The sequence below is a fragment of the Clostridium sp. Marseille-P299 genome, from assembly GCF_900078195.1.
In the GTDB taxonomy this organism is placed as follows: Bacteria; Bacillota; Clostridia; order Lachnospirales; family Lachnospiraceae; genus Lachnoclostridium.
The window spans coordinates 165,225-190,135 of record NZ_FJVE01000005.1 but is presented as its reverse complement, the minus strand read 5'-3'; the positions used below and the strand labels follow the sequence as shown (position 1 = coordinate 190,135).

Sequence of the window (24,911 nt, the reverse complement as noted above, 5' to 3'; positions counted from 1 at the left end):
ATAATAGAATATCATTGCTTGATGTAGACTCAAGAATTAGGTACAATAAAGCAAAGTGAACTAAACTTTTATACGAATTATTTACAGAAAAGAGGTATTCTATGAAATTAATGATTGCATCTGATATCCATGGATCAGCTTTTTATTTAAAACAGTTAATTGAGTGTTATAAAGAGGAAAAAGCAGATCGTTTGCTATTATTAGGAGATCTTTTATATCACGGGCCTAGAAACGATTTACCAAAAGGTTATGCACCAAAAGAAGTGATTCAAATGTTAAATGAGATGAAAGACGAACTTTGGTGTGTGCGTGGAAATTGTGAGGCAGAGGTCGATCAGATGGTACTTGAATTTCCAGTAATGTCAGATTCAATGATCCTATACTTGGATGGGCATACCTTTTTTGCAACTCATGGTCATATATTCAATGAGGGAAATTTACCACCAATGAAAAAAGGTGATATTCTATTACATGGGCATACACATGTGCAAGCGTTAAAGGTGACAGATAACTATACTTACCTTAATCCAGGATCTGTTTCCATTCCTAAGGAAGGGAATCAGAATAGTTATATGATTTATGAAAATGGGAAAGTTATTATAAAATCACTAGATGGTGTAGAAATATCAGAATTAGTTTTATCATAGGTAGAAGGGACTTTAAGTCTCAGCTGTTAAAATAGGCTATCGTAAAATAGAGGTATTTTCATTATTTGTTATAAATGTGAGTAGTGTTACAGATAACAAATAATAACTTCTATATTACGATAGCCTTTCTATTTATATACATATTTCTTATTACATGTATTTATATACCGAGATTTTATTGCATGTATTCATAAAACGATATCCTATTAGATCTATTCATAAACCTTTATATCTAATTTAAATATCCAACTTCATGTCACCAAATTTAATCATTCCTTTTTTTCTCATAAATTCAGAAATAAGAAATGCTATGATACCTGGTAAGATAAAATGCATGAGTGCAATTTGTAGTAAGGCCATTGTAATACCAATGTCAGGAGCCATTGTTTCAAATGCCATGATTTGACCAACGAGTCCTGCTGTTCCCATGCCAGAACCTGTAGGATTGTTTGTCATATGAAGCACTTGCGTTGATATTGGACCTAAGATGGCACTTGTTATAATGGCAGGAAGCCAGATGATTGGCTTTTTAACAATGTTAGGTACTTGTAGCATACTTGTTCCAATGCCTTGAGCAATCAAACCACCAAACTTATTCTCGCGGTAACTAGCGACAGCGAATCCTATCATATTAGCACAACAACCAACAGCAGCGGCACCAGCAGCAATACCAGAGAGTTTTAAAGCAACCCCTAGGGCAGCAGAGCTAATTGGTAAAGTTAGTACCATTCCCATAATAACACTTATAATGATGCCCATTAAAATTGGTTGGCGATAAGTTGCCCAATTAATAAGTTCACCGATACTTGCCATAAATGTAGAAATTGGAGGCCCGACGAATAAACCTGCAACAGAACCAGATAGAATGGATACCATTGGAGTAATAATTATATCAACTTTTGTTTTACCAGAAACAAAGTGACCAAGAGCTATAGCAATATAAGCGGCAACAAAAGCTCCTAATGGTTCCCCAGGTCCTGTTAATTGTATCGTACTTGAATCAAGTAAAATAGTTCCCTTTAGAATTTGACTTGCAAAGGCCCCTACCATGCCAGCGGATGCAGCGGAGATCACTACAAGAGGGCTTTCTTTAAACTTATACGCAACACCACAACCTATTCCAGCACCTGTAAGGCAAGCTGCAATTTTACCAAGCAAAAATAACATATCCCCAATTGGACCACCCAGTAAGTTACCTATTTGTTGTATAATGGTTCCTATGATTAATGTGGCAAATAACCCAAGTGCCATACCACTTAAACCATCAATAAAAATTCGATTCAGTATCCCTTTCAATCTTTCCATGGAAATCCCCCTTTAGACTCTATGTGTATTTACTGCTGTCTTGTCACCTAAAAATATCACATGGGAGTTTAAAAGTCAATATAAAAAAGCATTCAGTAAAGAAGATAAGTTTCAATGTTTAATTCTACGTATCTACGTATCATAAACATAATTTACTTCTTTATCTGAATGCCTTTTCTTATTTAATATATCCTTTTTCTTTAAGAGCAGTTTCAATGCGATCAAGAATTTGCTCGTTATCTGCTTCCACAGTGTGTAAATGGCGATTACATGTAAGCTCTTTTAATGGAACGGTTTTTTTTGCGTTTACCTTTTCCACAAAGTCATAAACATCTTGTCTTGTAGCAATGATTAAATCAACAGAAATTGTTCCATAAATTTCGTGACTAACAATGACATCTAGAACTTTTCCTCCATTATCTACAATAGTGCAAAGCTCATCCTCAATTTGATCAGTAGTATGGAGTACCGAAAAGCAGCGATTTACCTTTTGGTTTTCTCTATGATAGAGCATATAACCTTTCGTGGTTGATAATATATTTTTGTTTACAGCTCTTAGCAATGCGATATCTTGAACAATGACTTGGCGACTAACTCCAAGTCTTTTAGCAAGGTCACTTCCAGAGATGGGAATCATACTTGAGGTTAATAGTTCCAAAATCTTTTCTCTACGTTCTTGTCCCTCCATATTTAACAACTCCTTTTAGATTTCTGAGATTAATGCAGTCATTAATCTAACAGTATGCTCGATTGCTTGAGCTTCAAAAGTAGGATAGTCCATATGTGCACTATCATCCGCTTTATCTGAGATTGCTCGAATAATCAAAAATGGAATATTATTTAGGTATGCAGCCTGTGCAATAGCAGCACCTTCCATTTCAGTACAGATGCCATGAAATTGGCTGGTTAACCAATCTTTTTTGCCTTTATCTGCAATAAATTGATCTCCACTAACAATACGTCCGTTGATAACAGAAATGTCCTTATTTACTTCTTTACAAATGCGTGTTGCAAGTTCAAGAAGGCGCGCATCCGCAGGAAATACGGAAGTCTCCATTCTTGGAATTACACCAAGATCGTAGCCAAATGCAACAGCATCCACATCATGTTGGATGGTATCTGTAGATATTACAATATCACCGATATTAATGTTCGCATCTAAAGAGCCAGCGATTCCTGTATTTATAACTAAAGATACATCAAATAGGTCAATAAGAATCTGAGTGCAAATACCGGCATTTACTTTGCCAATTCCGGAGCGTACAATTACTAACTCTTTTCCATTATATACACCCTTGTAAAAGTCCATTGAAGCTTTTTTAATTACACTGACATCTGTCATAAGCTCCTTTAATTTTGTTACTTCTTCTTCCATTGCACCAATTATTCCTATCATATTTAAACCTCTTTCTTATTTCTATTATATATTCACGTAAAATTATTGTAATCTGTCTATGGTGGATATTATACCCTAAATAAAAATAAATTGCAAAAACCTTTACAATGCGTTAGAATAGAAGTTATGTTAACTGGACAAAAATAATAAGTGTAGCAAAAGAGTAGTTTAAATAATAAAAAAAATTATTTATTTCTTACTTAAGAATATATTAGAATAGGTATAATTTTTTAAAAAAGGAGTAGTTTATGAAATATAAGACAAATGGCGTTTGTGCACGGGAAATTAACATTGAAGTTGAAGAAGTGAACGGAAATAAGATTATAAAATCAGTAGATTTCGTTGGTGGTTGTAGTGGTAATACAGGTGGTATTTCAAAATTAGTTGAAGGAATGCCAGTAGATGAAGTTATTAATCGTCTTGAAGGTGTTAAATGTGGAGTTAAGAATACTTCATGTCCAGACCAATTAGCACATGCTTTACGTGGCTTACAATAATCTATAGAACTACATAGATTTATTCTATAATGTATTCGGGGTAAAATAGTTGATAGTAAAATATAATTAGCCAAATTGAAGAGAGGTTTTTTACGATGAAACGAATCGTTTTAACAGGCGGTGGAACGGCTGGGCATGTAACTCCTAATATTGCGCTGATTTCCAGATTAAAAGATGAGGGGTATGATATAAGATATATTGGCTCTTATAATGGTATTGAAAAAGAATTGATTGAAAAATTAGGAATACCATATTACGGTATATCATCTGGTAAATTAAGAAGATATTTAGACTTAAAGAATTTAACAGATCCCTTTCGAGTTCTAAAAGGATATTTTGAAGCTAAGAAAATTATAAAAAAATTAAATCCTAATATAGTTTTTTCAAAAGGTGGTTTTGTTGCAGTACCTGTTGTACTTGCAGCTAAGAAAAGAAACATTCCGGTAGTAATACACGAGTCAGATATAACTCCTGGGCTAGCAAATAAAATATGTATCCCGTTTGCAACTAAAGTTTGTGCGAATTTCCCTGAAACAATTAATTACTTACCAGAGGGGAAAGCAGTGCTAACTGGAACGCCAATTCGAAAAGAATTGTTTGCTGGGAATCGTATCAAAGGCTTAGAATTCTGTGGTTTTTCTGCGAATATGCCTGTGATTCTAGTAGTCGGTGGCAGTACAGGTGCCTTAAAGGTGAATGAAGCAGTAAGAAATCTCTTACCAACATTATTAAAACGTTTTCAAATTATACATTTATGTGGTAAAGGTAAGCTAGACCCTAATTATGAGAATTTAAAAGGCTATGTTCAATATGAATATATTAGTGCAGAGTTAAGTAACTTATTTGCAGCAGCTGATCTTGTAATTTCAAGAGCAGGAGCAAATGCAATCTGTGAGCTATTGGCATTAAGAAAACCAAATATCTTAATTCCATTATCAGCGAATGCAAGTAGAGGAGATCAGATATTAAATGCTGAATCTTTTGAAAGACAAGGATTTAGCTATGTCATAAAAGAAGAAGTAGTTTCAAATGAGACATTACTTGCTGCTGTGAATAAAGTTTATGAAGATCGTAATCTTTATATCAATAAGATGAAAGAAAGCAACCAGAATGATGCAATTGAAACGATCATAAATCTTTTTAAAGAAGTTGAAAAAAAAGGTTCTGTTACGAAATAGAGGTGTATTTTCTTGTGTTTCCAGAGGTGTGTATATCATTACTATTTGGAAACACAAGTGTATAATCTATTTCAACAGAACTTTTTTTAATGGATTTGTATATACGAGCAGATATACATACGTACAAATTTTCATTAACTTAAAATTAGATTCTTGGCATTAAAACTACAAATTTGCCTTTATTTGATTTGCTAAGCTAGCAGCTTCGCCATCTTCATAAGATCCATTTTTCCAAGGAGTCATTACATGATCATCTGTGTATCTAGGGATGATATGAAAATGTAGATGATTTACGCTTTGACCGGCAGCTTCACCATTATTTTGAACAATGTTTATACCGTCACAATTAAGAACTTCCTTAATTGCAGTTGCTATTTTTTTAATTACGATAAGCGCATTTGTTGCAATTACTTCATCCATTTCAAATATATTTTCGACATGATTCTTCGCTAATACTAAAGTATGTCCCTTACTTGCAGGAGAAATATCAAAAATCGCCTTAAAATTCTCGTCTTCATACACAGTAGTTGAAGAAAATTCTCCCGATATTATTTTACAAAATACGCAATTATTTTCGTTCATATGCCACCTCCATACTTTCTTTTATTATTATATTACACATTTGTGTGAAAGAAAAGCGTTATTTGCTTGCATTTTGTCAGTATCTGTCAATCTTTTTTTCTTGTGAAATAAGTAAAAATTTGCTAGAATTTGTACATGAAAGGGGGGATTTCGTGTTAACAGCAGAAGATTATGAAAAAATGGCACAACTTATGCAACAAAATGATGAATTCTCGTATGTTGTTAGGCAGATAACCGAAGAAAACAAATACTTGCTGTCGAAAACGTCACATGAACTTCGAAATATGCTAACGTTGATAGGGAGTTCACTGCAGTTGATGGAAAAACAGCACCCAGAAGTTGCACAATTTAAATATTGGAACCAAATAACCCAGGATTTAGAAACTACAAACCAATTGTTAGTTGAATTATCTGGCTACAATGAATCAAAAGATATGATTATGCAAAAGGGCGACCTAGCAAAACTAATTTCAAATACAGTTGCTAGTTTTCAGAGTGAATGCCTTAACCGAGGAATTTTGCTAAAAGAGAGTATTAACGAAGAAACACTTGAATATACAAAGGAATACATATTTGATCATTTACGGTTAAAACAAGCTTTGGTAAATTTAATTAAAAATGCTATGGAAGCTTGTGAATATGGAGATACAATAACAGTGTCGATGAATTTAGGTGAAAAGGAAAATGATGGTGATCAGAATTTAATTGTAATATGTATTAGTGATACAGGGACACCCATCGACGAAGAGAATTTGGCTTCAATCTTTGAACCGTATTATACAACGAAAGAAAGTGGTACGGGCCTAGGTTTAGCAATTGTTAAAAGCATAATTCTCAGACATGGGGGAGATATACAGGTAAATTCGACTAGTCAAGCAACATCATTTTTGTTTGAATTACCGTTGGTCGTATAAAAATAAGGGGTGACTTAATTTTATTCTATTTATCTATGATTTGCGTTTTAATAATGCATGTAGATAATAAAATATTTTTAAGTAGCCCCTTTTAATTTAAGAATCATTAATGTCTGAATCTGCGTCTGTCTTTTCTTCTCCTTTTGTGCCTTCTTCTGTGAAGTAATTCTTGAAAGACAAGATTTTCTACTAAATGACGTAAGAAAGGATTGCGTCGTCTTTTATCACCGGAACGGAATTGCGTTGTTTCAAGATCACCCTGCTCTAAATTCATATTTTCAGCGCGTTCTAATATTACATCAGCCATTCTTAATAGAGTATCTTTATCCGGATATTCATCAAATATAAAACTGTCTTCATAGTCTACTAAGTCAAATTCTTTTTGAATTTCAGCAAGCAATACTTTTAAGATGGATGAATACATTTGCTTAATATATTCTAAGTCTTTATCATATGCAAGCTCACATTCCTCAAGTGACATAAAATTTCTTAATGGACTTGGGGGAATTGATGTAATAGTTTGATTATCTTGGCGAGAACGAGGCATTGTACTAGGTGGAGTTACATTTCGCATATTATTCATATCTGACAGATTATCTTCCATGTACGGTTGATTATTTAGAGATGGCATTCTAGTTTCAGTAGTAGGAGAAGTCATCATACGTGGTCTAGGTATAGAAGGTTGAGGCATCATATTAGGCCCAGAAGTAGTAGGAGAAGCCATCATACGTGGTCTAGGCATGGAAGGTTGAGGCATCATATTAGGCCCAGAGGAAGGAGGAGTCATCATCCCAGGTCTAGGCATAGAAAGCTGAGGCATCGTAGCAGGCCCAGAAGTAGTAGGAGGAGTCATCATCTCAGGTCTAGGCATAGAAAGTTGAGGCATCGTAGCAGGCCCAGAGGAAGGAGGAGCCATCATACCAGGTCTAGGCATGGAAGGTTGAGGCATCGTAGCAGGCCTAGAAGTAAAAGGAGGAGCCATCATACCAGGTCTAGGCATATAAGGTTGAGGCATCGTAGTAGGCCCAGAGGAAGGAGGAGTCATCATCCCAGGTCTAGGCATAGTAGTCTGAGGCACCATAGTAGGACCAGTAGAAGGAGGGGGCATAGTACTTGGCCTAGGCATAGGACTTGGAGGTACCATAGTAGGACCAGTCATCGTGGTACTACCTTGTGTCGAGGAAGGTCTAGGAGCAATGGTGCCATTCATCATGTTAGAACCAGTACGGACATTAGTACCAGGAGTTGATGAAGAACCTGGTTGCATAGTCGTATTAGGCATTGTGCTGGTATTACCGCTTGGGAGTGCAACTTCTCTTGTACGTTCTCTTGTTAAAAAATCAATATCGTAATTTTCATTATCGTTAAAATCGGAATTAGAATCCTGGGTTGTGTGAATAAGAGAGCCCGAATAATTTGGAGCTACAGTATAATCGGGCATACATTTTTCATCAAAACTGTATGTCTGACAGAGTTTTGTATCATAGTCCATCATTCTATGACGTTGAAATATGAATGGATCCATAGGGACTCCTAGGTAATTGTTCATAATTAATATATGTATGAAAAAAGAATATGTTAATAATCAAATATTGTTTCAATCTAATAATTATAAAATGATAGAAAAAATGAAACGTAGAAGTAAAAATCGATAATCTAATGCATTATGGAAAACTAAATCTAGAGATTAAGAAATCTCAATTTAGAAATTAAGAAAATTGAATTTAGAAATTAAGAAATCTCAATAAATTACTGAAATGTTAATTAAATCTTAATTGAAGTTTATGGGAAAAACGGGTACAATGAAAAATAGACAAATTAACTTTAAAAGTATGAGATAGAAAGATAGGAGCCCTTATGGATTCAAATATAGTTAAGGCTTTTGAACAATATATAAATGAAAAATTGGAACAAGTTATTTTAAGTAATTCAACAGACCCTGATCGTATAAAAAAAGTTAAAATACGACCAGTTTTAATTAAAGGAGATGTTTTATTTCAAATAACGGAGTATTGTGGCCAGAAGGTGTTACATCAAAATGTAACGAGAACCGAAGTTTTAGAGAAATTAGAGGAATGGTTTACAGGATTATTTAAACAAGCACAAATAAGTGCAAAAGATGCTAGCGTTACTATTTTAGTAAGTAAAAAGGGTAAGGCAACGATTAAGATAAAGAATAAAACCCAAAAAGAAGATAGTATTGAGTGGGATCCATTAAAACCAGTAGGAATTGCTTCCCATAATAGAGTGAAACAGTACATCCTTAAGGAAGGCGTAGGTGTACCTTTTTTAATTGATTTAGGAATTATGACCTCAGAGGGAAAAATCGTTAAATCAAAGTATGATAAATACAAACAAATCAATCGCTTTTTAGAGTTTATAGAAGATATACTTCCTAATCTAGATAAAGATAAGGAAATTTCCATTATTGATTTTGGCTGTGGAAAATCATATTTAACATTTGCAATGTATTATTATTTAAAGGAATTGCAAGGGTATAATGTGAAGATAACTGGTTTAGACTTAAAAGAAGATGTAATAGCCAAATGTAACGAGTTAAAAGAACGTTATGGTTACGATAAAATGCAATTTTTAAAGGGTGATATTGCATCTTATGAGGGAACCAATCAAGTAGATATGGTAGTGACACTTCATGCCTGCGATACGGCAACGGATTATGCTATGTATAAGGCAACGATTTGGGGAGCTAAGGTTATATTATCGGTTCCTTGCTGCCAACATGAATTGAACAAGCAGATTTCATGTGAGGAAATTGGAAGCATATTGCAACATGGCTTAATTAAGGAGCGTATGGCAGCTCTTTTTACGGATGCCCTTCGAGCAAACTTACTAGAAACACTTGGCTATAAAGTGCAAGTTATGGAGTTTATAGATATGGAACACACACCAAAGAATATATTGATTCGTGCAGTAAAAAGTAAGACGGAGATCTCCGAACGTGTGAAAAGTAAAAAGCTTATGGAATATCAAAAAACAATAGATTTTCTGAATGTAAATCCTACGCTATATCAATTAACTCAATCTCAAAATTTATAGAGGAGCGGCTGAAAAAAGCATTTCAACCGACATTAAGCATAGAGTGTGCAAAGGCAAAGGACGTGTAAAAGCGCTTTTGCAATAGTGTCTTGTGCAAAAGTATTTTATGTAAAAGTACTTTATGCAATAGTACTTTATGCAAAAGCACTTTGTGCTTTGATAGTATAATTGAGCTGTTTAATAGTAGCATGGAGGATAACATGAAGCATGTATATAGAGTTTTAATATTATTAGCAATATTCATTGGCTCCATATTGTATTTTGGAAGTAATATGGTGGAAGCAGTATTTAGTATAGAAAAAGAAACAATGGATATGAGTGATGCGAGTCTTCCTTATATTTCTTTTCGTGTAGATAATAAGGATTACAATTTACTTCATGGATATTGTTCAGGACTTGATGCATTAACATTACGCGATTCCATCACACCAATAACAACAGAACAATCCTTTTCAATTGTTATTACAGAAAATGAAAGTGTTGTTAAGAAAGTGAAATATGAAATATCCCCTTTATCTGGTACAAATGTGATTGAAGAAGGTACCATCAATGCTTTGGATAAAGAAGGGGAATTAAAACTTGCAAGAATAAAAATAAAAGAACCATTAGAAGCAAATACAGAATATGTAGCAAAAATAACCTTAATAACAGACCAAAGTAAACGTATTTACTATTACACAAGAATCAAGGTATTGAATCGAGGCTATGTAAACGAGAAGTTAGAGTTTGTTGAGTATTTTCATAATTCTATATTAAATAAAGATACGGCTGAGAATGTATCTATGTATTTGGAAACAAATAAAAATGCTAATAATACATCGTTTGCTTATGTGAATATAAATTCTTCACTTGATATGGTTAGTTATGGAGAGCTTTCCAAGAGTATAGTTTTTGAACAAATTCCAACAATAACTGAAATTTCAAATGAACAGACATCCGTTGCACTGTCATTCGTATTAAAAGTTGATACGGCAAGTGGTGCGGAGTATTATAATGTAAAAGAATATTATCGATTTTCATATACAACTAATAGAGTCTACTTATATAACTATGAAAGAACAATGGAGGCTTTATTTGATGTAAAACATACAAGTCTAAGTAAAAGCCAGTTTAAATTAGGAATTACAAAGGATCCAAATATCGAATTTGTAACCAATAGCGATGACAGTGTGGTTGCTTTTGTATGGAATGGTGAACTTTATTCTTATAGTCTAGGAGAGAATAAAATAGTACAAGTATTTTCATTCCGACAGAAAAATACAGACTATATTCGTGATACTTATGACAAACATGATGTGAAAATTGTTTCAATGGATGAAGCAGGAAATCTTTCATTTATCGTTTATGGTTATATGAATCGAGGCGAGTATGAGGGAAGAGTAGGTATTGTATTATATACTTATGATCGTGTGCTTGGTAGAATTGAAGAACAGATGTATATACCAATTAATACAACATATGAAATCTTAAAAGAAGAGATTGGAGATTTCGCATATCGAAACGATTATGATATTATTTATTTCTCAATCTACAATACGATTTATTCCTATAACTTGTCTACAGAGGTATTAAAAGTCGTAGCTGAAAATATTAATAAAGATCAGTTTGTTTTTTCCAGAGAGAAAAAATTTATTGCATATCAAGAAAATAGTGATACCACTAAAAACAATGCGATTATTGTATTTGATTTAGAAAAAGGATCAAAAAGCAAAATAGAGGTACCAGCAACCAATACAATTGGAATTGTTGGTTCAATTGATGGAAATATTGTTTACGGAGTCAGCAATAAGACGGATATTACAGTGAATAATGATGGTACTCCTTTTGTACCAATGTATAAAATTATTATTTCAGATTATACAGGTGAGATTCTTAAAAGTTATGAAAAAGAAGGCGTTTATACAACCAGTGTAATTGTGAATGATAACGTAATCGAATTACGTCAAACAGTGAAAACAAGCGATACAATTCTTGGATATAAAGAGGTAGCTTCTGACTTTATACTGAATAAAGCAAGTACATCCAAAGAAAAGATTACAGTATCGAAACGTGTTACAGATGTAATGTTAACAGAGTATTATATATCTCTTACTTCTGGTTATGTGATGGAAAAATTGCCAGAATATGAAACGACAAAAAACACTGTTATTTTAGAAGATACAACCGTAAGAATTAATCAGCCAAATTATCAGGAAAATATGTTCTATGCTTACTCATTTGGTAATGTACTTTTAGTATCGGATAAGCCTGGTGAGACGATTAAATTAGCAGATGAATATGTTGGGGCTGTTATTGACGAGTCTGGTAAAAAGATATGGGAGAGAGGGGCAAAAGCCAAAAAGGCTCAGATCTCTAATGTAACTCCTGTTTATGTAAATGGATCCCTAAATAGTATTCAGGCATCCTTAAAGATGTTATTAAGTTATAAAAATGTGAATATAGATACCTCATCCTATTCGAAAAACAAAGATACGATAGAAGGATATCTGTCAAAATATATGAAAGCAACACCTTTGAATTTAAAAGGAATTACTCTTGATCAAGCATTGTATTATGTGTCAGAAGGACGTCCAGTGATAGCATTTAAAAATGAAGATAAGGCAGTTGTTATTATTGGGTATGACTCAACTTCCATTACAGTAATTGATCCTTCAGAAATGAGAACCAAGATGATTGGTATAAAAGAGGCAGCCGAAACGTTTGAAACTTATGGAAATGTATTTATTAGCTATGCCGAATAAAGCTTACTTATGAAAATGGAGGAGCTTGAAAAGTTAGGAGGAGAAAGAATGAAGTTACTATCGGTAGCAGTTCCATGTTATAATTCTGCAGCTTATATGAGTAAAGCAATTGACACCTTATTAACTGGTGGCGATGATATGGAAATTATTATTGTAAATGATGGTTCCCATGATGATACTGGAAAAATAGCGGATTCCTATGCGGAGAGCTATCCTAATATTGTAAAGGCCGTTCATCAAGAAAATGGTGGTCATGGTGAGGCTGTTAATACTGGCCTTAGAAATGCTACAGGAATGTATTTTAAAGTAGTAGATAGTGATGATTGGGTTGACACGGTAGCATTGGAAAAGATACTTGTTGTACTTCGTGACATGGTTGAATCAAGTACCCAATTAGACTTATTCATTGCAAACTATGTCTATGAAAAGGTAAATGAGCAAAAGAAAAGAGTCATCTCTTATAAAACGGCTCTTCCACAAGATCGAATCTTTACTTGGGATGAAGTAAAGCATTTTAGGCAAGGACAATATATTTTAATGCATTCAGTAATTTATCGCACGAAGTTATTACGTGATTGTAAGTTAGAGTTGCCAAAGCATACGTTTTATGTAGATAATATCTTTGTTTACCAACCATTAATTCATGTTAAAACAATGTATTATATGAATGTTAATTTCTATCGTTATTTTATTGGAAGAGATGATCAATCAGTAAATGAAGCGAATATGATTAAGCGCATTGACCAACAGCTACGAGTAAATAAACTTATGATTGATTGTTGCGATGTAATGGCAGTAAAAAATAAAAAATTACGGAATTATTTGATTAAATATTTATCCATTATGATGACGGTTTCATCGGTATACTTAATTAAAGAGGGATCTAAGACAAGCCTTGATAAGAAAGATCAGTTATGGAGTTATCTAGAGAAAAAGGATAAAAGATTGTATAAAAAGATTTCATCGTGCATGCTTGGAAAGTCAATGAATCTTAAATCTGAATTAGGGCGTAAGATTGTAAAACTTGGTTACTTAATTTCAAAGAAAATATATAAATTTGGTTAAAAAATAAAACTTATATTTTATTTGTAGCTTTATTATGAAGCAATCAAATAAAATATAAGTTTTTTCTTTTAGCTATTAACCAGCCATTGTTTTAATGTTCTCTTTTTTTCGTTCTGCTATTTTTGAATAGTCTGGCACGTAAACAATTAAGTACATAACACAGGATAATATCCCGGCACAAATAACATCAAAAAATGAATGTTGCTTTAAAAATACCGTAGAGAGACAAATTAAAACGGCTAATATTACAGTTGGTATTGTAATATACTTCTTTTTCTTTAATTTTTCGGAATGGAAAATTGCAATGCATGCACCAATGGAGTTATATGCATGGATACTCGGACAAATATTAGTTGGAGTATCTGTTTTATAGAGTTTTGAAATAATATCGATGAGTATATTGTCTCTATTTAGCGTTGTTAGATCAGGGCGTAACGTTTGCCCATTTGGCCAAACTGTATAAATAATAAGACAAATGGTCATACCTATGAATAGAAAGGCAGAACAACGATAAAATTCTTTTCTATCAGTAAAAAAGAAGTACGCTACTGTAACAAAAATAAATGCAAACCATATAAAATAAGGAATGGCAAACCATTCAACAAAAGGAATGTAATCATCTATTTTAATATGAACCTCATGAAATGACGTGGTTACAGTTTTTTCAAGGTAAGCAAACCATGGGGCATAAATAAAAAAATAAAGTAAAACCCAAGCATGTTTGTATTTCTGATATAATGCTTTCAATATAGCACGACCTTTCTTTATTTATTCTATCATAAAAAAAGGTTCAAAACTTTGAAATTTATGATAAAATAATAACTAATAAGCAATGGTGATTATATCATAAATATATGCTTATAACAATATGTTACAAAAAATTAATAATTCTTAATTTAGGATAAACTATGTATATGTTTTTTAAAAAGAAAGGAGAAAACAATGAAAAGAGTATTTTTAATTGTTTTAGATAGCGTTGGAATAGGTGAAATGCCAGATTCCGCACAATATGGAGATGAAGGAAGTAATACAATAAAAGCAGCAAGTACAAGTTCATACTTTTCTATGCCAAATATGGATAAGTTAGGTCTATTCCAAATTGAAGGTATTAAAGAGCTTGGAACTGCAAAAGAATTTGAAGGAACTGTCGCTAGAATGGAAGAAGCATCCAAAGGAAAAGATACAACCATTGGTCATTGGGAAATTGCAGGAATCATTTCAGAAAAACCACTTCCAACATTTCCAAATGGGTTCCCAGAAGAATTGATTCAAGCGTTTGAAGAAAAAACAGGTAGAAAAGTAATATGTAATCTTCCATATTCAGGTACAGAAGTAATTAAAGATTATGGTGAAGAGCATGTAAAAACTGGTGCACTTATTGTATATACTTCAGCAGATAGTGTATTCCAGATTGCAGCTCATGAGGATATTGTACCAGTAGAAGAATTATATCGTTACTGTGAAATCGCAAGAGAGTTATGTACTGGTGATTATAATGTTGGTAGAGTTATTGCACGACCATTTACGGGAGAGTATCCATTTACTCGTACATCAAATCGACATGATTACTCGGTGAAACCACCTAAGAAAACCATGTTAAATCTGTTAAAAGATAATTTATATGATGTTATTGCAGTAGGTAAAATAAACGATATCTTTGCAGAAAGTGGAATAACTGAATTTGTAAGAACAAAGGATAATGCGGATGGTATTGAAAAAACTTTAGAATATATGGATAAGGATTTTAAAGGTTTATGTTTTGTGAATTTAGTTGATTTTGATATGCTCTATGGACATCGAAATGATGTTGATGGCTATGCAAAAGCATTAACTTATGTGGATCAAAACTTACCTAGAATATTAGAGAAATTGCAAAAAGATGATATTCTTATGATAACTGCAGATCATGGATGTGATCCACTTACTCCTTCCACAGATCATTCTAGAGAATACACACCTCTTGTGATATACGGAAATAATATTAAGTCAGGTCTTAACTTAGAAACAAGAGGAACCTTTGCTGATATAGGAGCGACAATATTAGATTACTTTAATGTTAAAGTAGATATTGATGGTACTTCACTTTTACCAAAAATACTTAAATAATTTTAATAAACTAAGAAAAATGTGGCTGTTTAAGCCCTATGGGGTAGAGATAAAATGAAGTTAGTCGTACAAAGAGTGGAAGAAGCAAGCGTAACTGTGGATAATCAGTGCATTGGAAAGATTGGTCGTGGATTATTAGTGTTGCTTGGTGTTAGTAATGAAGACACAGAAGCAATTGCAGATGCTTATTTAGATAAATTAATAAAACTACGAATCTTTGCCGATGAACAAGGAAAGACAAATTGTTCCTTACATGATGTGAATGGCGAATTATTAATCGTATCTCAGTTTACACTATATGCTGATTGTAAAAAGGGAAATCGACCTAGTTTCATTAAGGCAGGAGCACCTAATCATGCAAACGCTTTATACGAATATTTTGTTAGTGAATGCAAGAAGAGAGTGGATAAGGTTGAAACAGGCAGCTTTGGTGCAGATATGAAAGTTAGTTTAGTAAATGATGGACCGTTTACGATTATACTAGATGAAAGCAATATGAAAGAGATATAAGAATAAGACTGTTGCATGTTTGGAATATACTGCAACAGTCTTATTTATGTTATTGGTAAAAAGTCTCCTGTGCTTTTTTAAACATTAAAATAAGACAATTCTTTATTAATAGGAAAATCCTCCTATGCAAAAGAGCTTGTCTTATTTTTAAAATATATGAAGTTCAAATTTCTTAATTTTATGTACATAATCATATCAAGCATTCTTCCTCTAACAAATCAGAAACAACATCCACTAGATGGATAGGAAATACCTTATTATCCGTAATTTTTTGAATGAAACCTAAAACGTAGTTACAGTTACTAGAAATATGTTTTACTTCCGCAGTAGATACTATTTGTTTATTGCGGTCTAGCAATTCACATTGAATTCCATATTCCCATAGTTCAAATTCTTCATATACATCGTTCACAGAATATGTTAAATTATAATTAATTTCATATTCTTCTTCAGATACTCTCCAATTTGTTGTATTTTCCACAAATGCTGACATAATTACCCTTCTCCTTTACAACTTAGCATTCTTTGGTAACAATTTCATTATAACAGAAGTCGGGAAATATAAAATACCTCTTAGGTTGATTTTATGTAATAATTTAACAAAATTTGAAGATGAAATGTTATTAAATAATACTTTTTAACTTTGCTCATTCAAAAAATACTTTATTAATTCAACTCTTGATGTAATTGCATATTTTTTATACACGTTTGATAGAGTCTTCTTTACAGTTCCTGTACTAATTCCTAATTTAGTTGCAATATAATCATTTTTTCGTCCTTGAGCTACTAATAATACAATTTCTTTTTCACGTTTAGTTAAACGTACATGAATTGGTGATACAATCTTATTTTTAGAAGAATTTACATTAAGTATAGTAATTACTATCTTCGTAACAATCATATCTTCAATAATAGGGACTATATTAATTTGAAAATGGTAGGTATTATCACGAATATTAAATGTAATTATGCTTTCAATGCGGCTTTTTTCTATTAATAATTGATCAAAATTATTGTGCTCTTGGAATAACTGAGACAGCAATTCGGGAAATCGATTTAGAAGGACTTCCATTCTCTTATTTTGCTTTTCTAACTTTATTATATTTTTATCAAATACTTTTAATATTGCAATTGGGTTCATTGAAGCATTAAATATAGTATCGTATTCTAATATAAGTTCATTTCTACTTCTTTTTATATCAATATCATTAAATATATCTTTAACAAAACAGATACATGATAGTTTATTATCATGGTTAAGTGGTATAAAAATAACATTTAAATAATAAGAACCATTTTGGGGACAATAAAAATTTTGTAAATCAAATTCACTACAATCATATATAAGTTGTTTATTTGTTGTACGCCCATTGCTAAGGCAAGTTACAAAACCTTGAGATAAAAAATTGGCTACCTTCGTTGGAAATATAGATTCGATGTTGTTATTATCAAATTCTTTTTCTAAACCAAGATAATTACAGAAGACAGAATTTATATCTGAAATAATGCATTGATCTGAGTCAGTTAAACTGAGAGTAAATAGGGAATATAAAGTATCACTTTGAGAAGCTAATAATGACATATTTTTTTTTTGTTGATATTCATATAAATATAATTCGCTATAGCTTATGGAACAGGCAATTAAATAAAGACCATTTATAATAAAGGAAAACATAGTAACAGTATGTGGTGTATAGAGATGGTTAGTGTAAATATTTTTTTCGTATTTAATATAATCATACTCTTTTTTTAGAAATTTACAATAAGTTTTGAATTCATTTAAATCGTTCTTATCTAATACTTGTGATACACTGTATTCTTGCTGTAATGGATATTCAAGGTTAATTATTTGACAATAGTATCTATTTACATATCGATAAATAAAATCATCATCTTTTTCTTCCACAACGAATAGAGCTATATCATTACGAAAGTTAGAAATCTTTTGTTCCATATTTTTAAAACCCTCCTACTCATTTGCATTAATGGGTATTATAACAAATAAATTGCAAAATTACAAATAAAGTAAAGTAATATAAAAATATGGAATACATGATAAGGGAGGATGGAATCTAGATTTATTGATAAATATTTGAAAATATGATATAATATTGAAGCTATGGTAAGATTTGCAGTTGTGGCGGAATTGGCATACGCGCATGATTCAGGTTCATGTCAGAGTACTCTGGTGTGGGTTCAAGTCCCATCAACTGCACTACATAAGATAATAAAACGTAACATAACAGCCAATATCTTTAATTATCCTTTATAAACGAAAGAAGTTTAGATTCGGAGTATGAAAGGAACAATAAGTATTGGCTGTTATTTATTATCGGGTTTCTTAACCAAAAGGTGATTACTAAGTGTTAATCATTCAATTGAAATGAATTTTCATGTATTTTGCTAAAGTCTAAGTCTTCCTCAGAATAGGCTTCTTTTACTTCATTTTTATTCCCGATTGCTAATACGGATAGTACACCATAATGTTTTGGAATACCTAATAAAGTTCTAACTTCTTCCTCTGAAGGAGCATTCTCGCCTTCTCTTAAACGCATTTGGATCCAATTAGATCCTAATCCTAAAGCTTCTGCTTCTAACATTATGAATGTAGTTGCAATTGCTGCATCTTCAATCCATACATCACTTTTAGTTCCATCACCAATCATAACAATTGCTAATGTTGCTGTTTCTAAAGCTGTCGAACCAAATTTTTTACATTTTTTTAAGTTGTGAATCGTTTCAGTATCTTCAATGAAAATGAACTCAATGGGTTTTAAGTTCCTAGAAGTTGGTGCTAATAAGGCAGCCTTTTTAAGGCTTTCTATGTTCTCTTTACTAATTTTATCAGAAGTAAACTTACGTATGGATCTTCTTTGTTTATATAATTCAAGCATTTTAATACCTCCGTTTTGTTTTAATGATATGTTAGATGTATCAAGGAATAATAATTTTATGTATATACATTTAATATTTTAGAACAAAAAGAATTTTGATACAAGAGTACGGTAACTTCTTGTTATGGATGTATGTTCTATTTTGCTTTCTATGAGAGTTTTTTGTTATAATAACGTTATTATTGTACATGCTAAGTTTTGGAGGTAACAAATGAAAGAAAATAAATATGATGATGAAGTGTTTTTTGAAAAATATAGCCATATGGATCGTTCCAAGAAAGGGTTAGCAGGGGCTGGAGAATGGGAAACTCTTAAAAAAATGCTTCCCGATTTTCGTGGAAAACGTATTTTGGATTTAGGTTGTGGATATGGATGGCATTGTCAATATGCCATGGAACAAGGCGCAGAGTCGGTAGTTGGAATTGATATTTCTAAAAAGATGTTAGAGAAAGCAATAGAAAAAAATAAATATGAACAGGTTAAGTATATTCATCAACCAATTGAAGATATTAACTTTCCTGAGGATTTCTTTGATTGCGTTATTAGCTCACTTGCATTACATTATGTTGTATCCTTTGAAGATGTTGTAAAGACTGTGAAGAGATGTATAAAAAGTGGTGGTGACTTTGTATTCTCTGTAGAACATCCAGTGTTTACTGCATATGGAACGCAAGATTGGATTTATGATAACGAAGGGAATATCGCACATTTTCCAGTAGATAATTACTATATAGAGGGAAAGCGTAAGGCGATTTTCTTAGGAGAAGAAGTAACAAAGTATCATAAGACATTAACAACATATTTAAATACTTTATTAAAAAATGGCTTTATGATTACCGGAATTGAAGAACCACAACCGCCAAAGCACATGTTAGATATTCCTGGTATGAAAGATGAATTACGCAGGCCCATGATGCTGATTGTTTCTGCTAAAAGCATTTAAAAGGTAGAATTGGGACAAATAAAAAAGAAATATATTATTATCATAAGGTAAATATTATCGTTGATATTTGTGTGAAATAAAATGCATCTATTGCTTTGATAGGATATGAAAAAATTCAAAATTAATGAAAATATTGGCTTGACAGTTGAAGAATCAGGTTCTATAATATACTCATTGGATAAACTTCATATTCTATTTATATTCCTCGATAGCTCAATGGTAGAGCACACGGCTGTTAACCGTGGGGTTGTTGGTTCGAGCCCAACTCGGGGAGTTTTTTTATTTCGTAAAAAAAAATACATATAAATATAAATGTATTGGTTAAGATCGTACAAGAACGCTAAGATAGTTAGTCACTTCGTGATTATGCGTCAGCTTGAGAATGTGCTACTCACAGTCTTATAAAGAATCTTTTCTTTTATTTTCGTTAATGTATTTTAGACAATTGGTCGATATGTATATTAGGTTGATAAAGAGAAAGGAGCTGCTTATGAATACAAAAAAGACAAAAGGAATGTTTATAATAAATAATATTATAATACCTTCCTTTTTTTTCATCCTTTTTTGCGGTGGGATAGTAATAGGGGGTTTTGGAAAACAAAATAAGGTATATGCCAGCAGTAATATAAATACGAATAAATTAGTTGAAATAAATGCTTATTATGCAGGAGAAAGTATAATTGTAGGACAGCCCCTTGATAAAACAAAACTGGTGGTAGAAGCACTCTATGAAGATGGAAGTTTAGTTACTGTATACGATTATCGATTATCTTCTGAAATAGTAAATAAAGCTGGTGACAATACATTTGTAGTTGTTTATAAGAATAAGTCAACTAAATTTACCGTTATGGGTAAGAAAGTTATTGAAGTATCTGCATACTACACAGGGTATGAAATCAGTGTTGGAAATAGTGTTGATTTAAGGGACATAGTAGCAACCGCTACATATAGTGATTATAGTAGTGAAACGATTACAGATTTCACATTGTCAAATGATGTGATAAAGAAAACAGGTATTAATGTTGTTAATTTAATATATAAAGGAGTCTCTACTAAATTTGAAGTTTATGGTTCTGAGCCGAAATCAGTTGATTCATTAACTGCAATATACGAAGGAAGTGGTGTTGCATTAGGTGGGACAATTAATCCTCGTGAATTAACAGTTATGGCTATTTACACGGATGGAAGCTCTGAAGTTATTAATAATTATGTACTGAGTCCAGAGAAGATTACAGTGGCAGGTTCACAACAAGTAACTGTAAGTTTTCGTGGAAGGAAGGCTACATTTACAGTAATAGGTATACAAAAGACAATTACTAGTATTAAAGCTACTTATCATGGAGGAACAGTAGCCATCGGAAATACTGTGCGTACAAAAGACATTGAAGTTATTGCGACCTATAGTGATGGAACAAGTAATGTGATAACAAGTTTTAATATTTTATCTCCCTCCTTTACTTATGAAGGATATCAGACCGTTACAGTAGAGGCTTCTGGTTGTACAGCAGATATTACAGTAGAGGTTGTTTCACAACAGTCTGCTGATTACAGCAATGCAGCAGTATTTAATGCAACGAATGGTAAACATACAGCAAAAGTATCGTTAGCTTTATATGACTCAGAGGATAAAACAAAGATTACTGGCAAATCGGTTACACCAAGCTTAGTTCGAAATGTATTAAAAAGAGCTACAAAATATAATTATTACATCGCATTTGATGTTGAATTATTAGATGAAAATATGGATGCAGAATTTCCATTGACCATGAAGATAACAATACCAAATGAATATAAATTAAAGGGATGTAGTATTTTCTATACACCAAACAAGAAATCAGTAATTGGTGAAATGAATACAGTAACGAATGGTAGTAATGAAATTATCTGTACAATATATAATCCAGGGACTTATATTTTGACGTATTTAAAACAATAGTATTAAATATGTTCATGTAGATAATAAAATAATAATTCATAATAATTCATGAAAAAAATACTTGAAATATGAAGAAAAGCATGGTATACTACATATTGCTTGCTGACGAGGTAAGCGTTATGTAGTAATTAATTTGCAGTCGTGGCGGAATTGGCATACGCGCTAGACTAAGGATTAATAACATAAAAAAACACTTGACAAAAGTGTGATATTAGTGTATAATTAAATCCTTAAATGCAAAAAAGCTAATTGAATATAGGACAATATAGACTTTGGATGTGTTTTTAAAAAGATAAAAATTATCTCCAAAGTGCACTAGATAATACAGGATATATTTTGACATCTAGTGCATATATGTAATTCTATTTTAAATATTGTGTGGCTATTAATTTGTTTCTTTTAACTTAAGAAATATTATATAATAAATTAAATTTCCAGCTTTATTTAAAAATGAGAATGCAAGATATTTTGTTAATGACAGAAATGTTATTAGCTTTATTTCTTACACTCATTTTTAAATATGGTTGGTTTTTTTTATGCATAATTTTAATATAATAAACTAAGAAAGGATAAAAAAGATGAAAAGGATTAAGATGACACAAAAAACAAACGAAACAATAAGAGAAGGGTTTGATAATTTTATTAGTAGAAAGAATTACGAAAATGTATCTCCTAATACTGTTAAAACGTATTCTTTGCATTTTGAAGTATTTATGAAGTTTATAAATAATGAAAAAATGCTATTAGAAGAAATAGATACTAAGACTATTGGAAACTTTATAATTCATTTAAGAACAAATAGGAAATGCAAGGATGCCACTATAAAATCTTATATAGGTACATTAAGAGCTTTCTTATATAACTGTATGGATAATGGAGAAATTGAGGAATTTAGAATTAAGATGCCGAAATGTAAAACCATCGCTAAGGAATGTTATACAAAAGAAGAATTACAGATTTTAATTAAAAAACCACAGTCAAATTCATTTGTAGAGTTTAGAACATGGTTTTATATTAACCTACTTTATGGTACGGGTATGAGGTTAGAATCTGCGTTACGGTTGAAGATAAAAGATATAAATCTAAGTGGTCAAACAATAACGCTATATAATACAAAAAGTAGAATAACGCAAACTATACAGATAGATACTGCATTACAAAGGATTATAAAAGAGTATTTAAGTATTAGAAAAGGCGAGCCAGAAGATTATTTGCTTTGTGACGATTGTGGCAATCCAATAAAGAAGAGAACCTTACAAGATTCACTTGCAAGATATAACAAAAGTAGAGGTATAACAAAGACTTCATCGCATTTATTTCGCCACACATTTTCCACTGCTTATATTGGTGCTACTGGTAATATAATCGATTTACAGCGAAGATTAGGACATAAGAGTTCGACAACTACAGAAAATTACATTAGGACATATGTACCTGATTTTGATGAGAATTTTGACGAAATAAGCCCTTTGGCTTGGTTATATGGTGCAAAAAATAAAACTAACAAAATTAATATGAAACAAAATAGAAAGAGAGCATGAGAAACGATGGATAAATTAACAAAAAACAAACAAGATAATCTCACATTGAACGACTTTATATACATAGTAAATAATGTTGATAATGAAATATTCGTTACCATTACATATAGTTGTGAGAATATTCAAATGAATATTATTATGGAAGATGCATTAATAAGACAGATTACGGATAATGAAATATCTATTAACAACTATAAAGAAACGGAATTTTTTATATCTTCTGATGCAATTAATAGAATTATAGAAGAAGGATTAGACCCTATTATTGATAGAATAGTATATAGGATTGAATTAATAAATGGAATTATTATCTATGTTTCGTATGGAGGACAGATAGATGTCTAAAGATTATGAATTTATTGAGAGGATAGGAATTGATAAAACTATAATAGGAAATATTAAAATAGTTTCAATAGATTTTGATAAACTTAACAAGAAGATAGAAAAAGGAAGAGTCACATTACATGCTGAGAGTAGCAGAGAGGCATTCTATATTTTAGATAGTGGAGAAATGTTTTCTTATCTAAAGATAATTGATAATAAGGTATTTAGCGATTTTATTGCTGGTGTAAAGATTTGTAAAGGCGCTAAGAAGGAGTATGCAAAAATAAGTTTGACTATAAGGAATAATTTACAAAATAAGACTTGCGCTGAATATAAAGACTTTCTAAAAGAGGTTTTTTTATATCTTGAAAATGAATATGGAATTTTTGTTGATTACTCAAAAGTTAAATTTTGTGAAATTGAAATTAATTTAACTTTCAATCTTAAAAATGGTAGTTTTAAAGATTATAGAAGAACTTTATTAATGATGATAAGAAACGCACCAAGGGATAGATATGCTAGAAAAAGCAATATCAAAAATAAGAAATCAAATATTACATATTGTACTTTTTACGAGGCAGATAAACAACTACAAGAGGATAAATTACAGACACTTTATGTAGGAAATAAAGAAATTGAACTAAAGATATATGATAAAGGAAAGCAATTAGCAAATAAACTTGGAACTAATATGCCAAGTAATTTAGCGAGAATAGAATATACCCTAAAAACTGAAAGAAAGATAAGAAATGCACTGAAAACAACTAACGTTAGAGATATTTACGACAAACAAATAAAAGATTATTTCCTTGTACAGTTTAATGAAGATGTTACAAAGCAATTAAAAAAGTGGAGAATTAATAATAGAAAAAAATTAAAAAAACTTGTGACAAAGCATTTTAATACTAATGATAAACGAGGTTGGATATCAAATATGTTTAGAGAAATTCGAACTTATGAAAGTATAAAAAGTGTACCTTTATTATTTGATGTTAATGACTTAGAGCCAATTATTAAGGGGATAACTAAAAGCCATGTTAGAACTATATCAAGTATTCAAAGTGAAGCGTTCAAACATGAGATAGACTTAATGGTAATAATGAAAAATTGGAGGAAATTATTAACAAAGTATTAGAGTGTGGAAACTAATTTTTGTAGATACTGCAAACTTAAAAATTCAGAAATAATAATAATGGTAATTACTGAAAATGATATAAATTTATTAAAAAATAATGCTTGCGTTGCAGTAGGGATTAACATAGTAAGGTAATATTG

The 24,911-nt window shown here is 31.5% G+C and carries 23 protein-coding genes and 2 tRNA genes; 16 read left to right on the top strand and 9 right to left on the bottom strand.

Annotation, left to right across the window (positions count from 1 at the left end; all coding sequences use genetic code 11):
• Window positions 1–101: 101 nt before the first annotated feature.
• Entirely contained in the window at window positions 102–647 is a 546-nt protein-coding gene (gene yfcE / locus BN4220_RS02675) for a phosphodiesterase (protein ID WP_066713228.1), read from the top strand.
• A 237-nt stretch (window positions 648–884) separates the two neighbouring features.
• On the opposite strand, the gene BN4220_RS02670 is transcribed toward yfcE, so the two are convergent.
• From BN4220_RS02670 to BN4220_RS02660, 3 genes are all read right to left on the bottom strand, one after another.
• Window positions 885–1,952: a PTS transporter subunit IIC gene (locus BN4220_RS02670; RefSeq protein WP_066713225.1), complete on the bottom strand. Its 1,068-nt coding sequence runs from the start codon at window positions 1,950–1,952 to the stop codon at window positions 885–887.
• Window positions 1,953–2,130: 178 nt separating this feature from the next.
• On the bottom strand, window positions 2,131–2,640 hold the full coding sequence (locus BN4220_RS02665; RefSeq protein WP_066713221.1) for a transcription repressor NadR: 510 nt from the start codon (window positions 2,638–2,640) through the stop codon (window positions 2,131–2,133).
• 15 nt (window positions 2,641–2,655) lie between these two features.
• A complete protein-coding gene (locus tag BN4220_RS02660; RefSeq protein ID WP_066713218.1) occupies window positions 2,656–3,348 on the bottom strand; it encodes a 5'-methylthioadenosine/adenosylhomocysteine nucleosidase in 693 nt (230 codons plus the stop codon).
• A 248-nt stretch (window positions 3,349–3,596) separates the two neighbouring features.
• Here BN4220_RS02660 and BN4220_RS02655 point away from each other — a divergent pair, with 248 nt between their 5' ends.
• Both BN4220_RS02655 and BN4220_RS02650 read left to right on the top strand, forming a co-directional pair.
• Entirely contained in the window at window positions 3,597–3,845 is a 249-nt protein-coding gene (locus BN4220_RS02655) for a TIGR03905 family TSCPD domain-containing protein (RefSeq protein ID WP_066713215.1), read from the top strand.
• Window positions 3,846–3,940: 95 nt separating this feature from the next.
• Window positions 3,941–5,023: an undecaprenyldiphospho-muramoylpentapeptide beta-N-acetylglucosaminyltransferase gene (locus BN4220_RS02650; RefSeq protein ID WP_066713211.1), complete on the top strand. Its 1,083-nt coding sequence runs from the start codon at window positions 3,941–3,943 to the stop codon at window positions 5,021–5,023.
• 165 nt (window positions 5,024–5,188) lie between these two features.
• Here the strand turns inward: BN4220_RS02650 and BN4220_RS02645 are convergent, their stop codons facing one another.
• A complete protein-coding gene (locus tag BN4220_RS02645) occupies window positions 5,189–5,605 on the bottom strand; it encodes an HIT family protein (RefSeq protein WP_066713209.1) in 417 nt (138 codons plus the stop codon).
• Between the two features lie 152 nt (window positions 5,606–5,757).
• On the opposite strand from BN4220_RS02645, the gene BN4220_RS02640 reads away from it, so the two are divergent.
• Window positions 5,758–6,519, top strand: a complete 762-nt coding sequence (locus BN4220_RS02640; protein WP_066713207.1) for a sensor histidine kinase — start codon at window positions 5,758–5,760, stop codon at window positions 6,517–6,519.
• A 106-nt stretch (window positions 6,520–6,625) separates the two neighbouring features.
• On the opposite strand, the gene BN4220_RS02635 is transcribed toward BN4220_RS02640, so the two are convergent.
• On the bottom strand, window positions 6,626–8,044 hold the full coding sequence (locus tag BN4220_RS02635) for a hypothetical protein (protein ID WP_066713205.1): 1,419 nt from the start codon (window positions 8,042–8,044) through the stop codon (window positions 6,626–6,628).
• Window positions 8,045–8,376: 332 nt separating this feature from the next.
• Between BN4220_RS02635 and BN4220_RS02630 the strand changes: the two genes are divergently transcribed.
• From BN4220_RS02630 to BN4220_RS02620, 3 genes are all read left to right on the top strand, one after another.
• Window positions 8,377–9,576 (top strand): class I SAM-dependent methyltransferase, encoded by a 1,200-nt coding sequence (locus tag BN4220_RS02630; protein WP_066713202.1) that lies wholly within the window; start codon window positions 8,377–8,379, stop codon window positions 9,574–9,576.
• A gap of 200 nt (window positions 9,577–9,776) precedes the next feature.
• Complete coding sequence (locus BN4220_RS02625) at window positions 9,777–12,317, top strand: hypothetical protein (protein WP_066713198.1); 2,541 nt, start codon at window positions 9,777–9,779, stop codon at window positions 12,315–12,317.
• A gap of 48 nt (window positions 12,318–12,365) precedes the next feature.
• Window positions 12,366–13,382: a glycosyltransferase family 2 protein gene (locus tag BN4220_RS02620; protein ID WP_066713195.1), complete on the top strand. Its 1,017-nt coding sequence runs from the start codon at window positions 12,366–12,368 to the stop codon at window positions 13,380–13,382.
• A 75-nt stretch (window positions 13,383–13,457) separates the two neighbouring features.
• Here the strand turns inward: BN4220_RS02620 and BN4220_RS02615 are convergent, their stop codons facing one another.
• Window positions 13,458–14,129 carry a phosphatase PAP2 family protein gene (locus tag BN4220_RS02615; protein ID WP_066713191.1) on the bottom strand — a complete coding sequence of 224 codons (672 nt, stop codon included), beginning with the start codon at window positions 14,127–14,129 and terminating at the stop codon, window positions 13,458–13,460.
• Window positions 14,130–14,324: 195 nt separating this feature from the next.
• Between BN4220_RS02615 and BN4220_RS02610 the strand changes: the two genes are divergently transcribed.
• Together BN4220_RS02610 and dtd are read left to right on the top strand one after the other, a co-directional pair.
• Window positions 14,325–15,488: a phosphopentomutase gene (locus BN4220_RS02610; protein ID WP_066713188.1), complete on the top strand. Its 1,164-nt coding sequence runs from the start codon at window positions 14,325–14,327 to the stop codon at window positions 15,486–15,488.
• A gap of 54 nt (window positions 15,489–15,542) precedes the next feature.
• Entirely contained in the window at window positions 15,543–15,998 is a 456-nt protein-coding gene (dtd, locus tag BN4220_RS02605; protein ID WP_066713185.1) for a D-aminoacyl-tRNA deacylase, read from the top strand.
• Between the two features lie 190 nt (window positions 15,999–16,188).
• Here the strand turns inward: dtd and BN4220_RS02600 are convergent, their stop codons facing one another.
• Both BN4220_RS02600 and BN4220_RS02595 read right to left on the bottom strand, forming a co-directional pair.
• Window positions 16,189–16,491 (bottom strand): DUF6514 family protein, encoded by a 303-nt coding sequence (locus tag BN4220_RS02600; protein WP_066713182.1) that lies wholly within the window; start codon window positions 16,489–16,491, stop codon window positions 16,189–16,191.
• A 144-nt stretch (window positions 16,492–16,635) separates the two neighbouring features.
• Window positions 16,636–17,952 (bottom strand): response regulator transcription factor, encoded by a 1,317-nt coding sequence (locus tag BN4220_RS02595; protein WP_066713179.1) that lies wholly within the window; start codon window positions 17,950–17,952, stop codon window positions 16,636–16,638.
• Window positions 17,953–18,129: 177 nt separating this feature from the next.
• Here BN4220_RS02595 and BN4220_RS02590 point away from each other — a divergent pair.
• Window positions 18,130–18,213 (top strand) — tRNA-Leu (locus tag BN4220_RS02590).
• Between the two features lie 151 nt (window positions 18,214–18,364).
• Here BN4220_RS02590 and BN4220_RS02585 read toward each other — a convergent pair.
• On the bottom strand, window positions 18,365–18,892 hold the full coding sequence (locus BN4220_RS02585; RefSeq protein ID WP_066713176.1) for a nitroreductase family protein: 528 nt from the start codon (window positions 18,890–18,892) through the stop codon (window positions 18,365–18,367).
• A 211-nt stretch (window positions 18,893–19,103) separates the two neighbouring features.
• Between BN4220_RS02585 and BN4220_RS02580 the strand changes: the two genes are divergently transcribed.
• The 6 genes from BN4220_RS02580 (at window position 19,104) to BN4220_RS02555 (ending at window position 24,771) form a co-directional block, all read left to right on the top strand.
• Complete coding sequence (locus BN4220_RS02580) at window positions 19,104–19,835, top strand: class I SAM-dependent methyltransferase (RefSeq protein ID WP_066713173.1); 732 nt, start codon at window positions 19,104–19,106, stop codon at window positions 19,833–19,835.
• A gap of 202 nt (window positions 19,836–20,037) precedes the next feature.
• A tRNA-Asn gene (locus BN4220_RS02575) sits at window positions 20,038–20,109 on the top strand.
• Between the two features lie 216 nt (window positions 20,110–20,325).
• Window positions 20,326–21,771, top strand: coding sequence for a bacterial Ig-like domain-containing protein (locus BN4220_RS02570; RefSeq protein ID WP_066713170.1), 1,446 nt, complete (start codon window positions 20,326–20,328; stop codon window positions 21,769–21,771).
• A 578-nt stretch (window positions 21,772–22,349) separates the two neighbouring features.
• Entirely contained in the window at window positions 22,350–23,312 is a 963-nt protein-coding gene (locus BN4220_RS02565) for a tyrosine-type recombinase/integrase (RefSeq protein WP_082811993.1), read from the top strand.
• 6 nt (window positions 23,313–23,318) lie between these two features.
• Window positions 23,319–23,657, top strand: coding sequence for a hypothetical protein (locus BN4220_RS02560; protein WP_066713164.1), 339 nt, complete (start codon window positions 23,319–23,321; stop codon window positions 23,655–23,657).
• Window positions 23,650–24,771 carry a hypothetical protein gene (locus tag BN4220_RS02555; protein WP_066713161.1) on the top strand — a complete coding sequence of 374 codons (1,122 nt, stop codon included), beginning with the start codon at window positions 23,650–23,652 and terminating at the stop codon, window positions 24,769–24,771. Before BN4220_RS02560 ends, BN4220_RS02555 begins: the two co-directional genes overlap by 8 nt.
• Window positions 24,772–24,911: the final 140 nt, after the last annotated feature.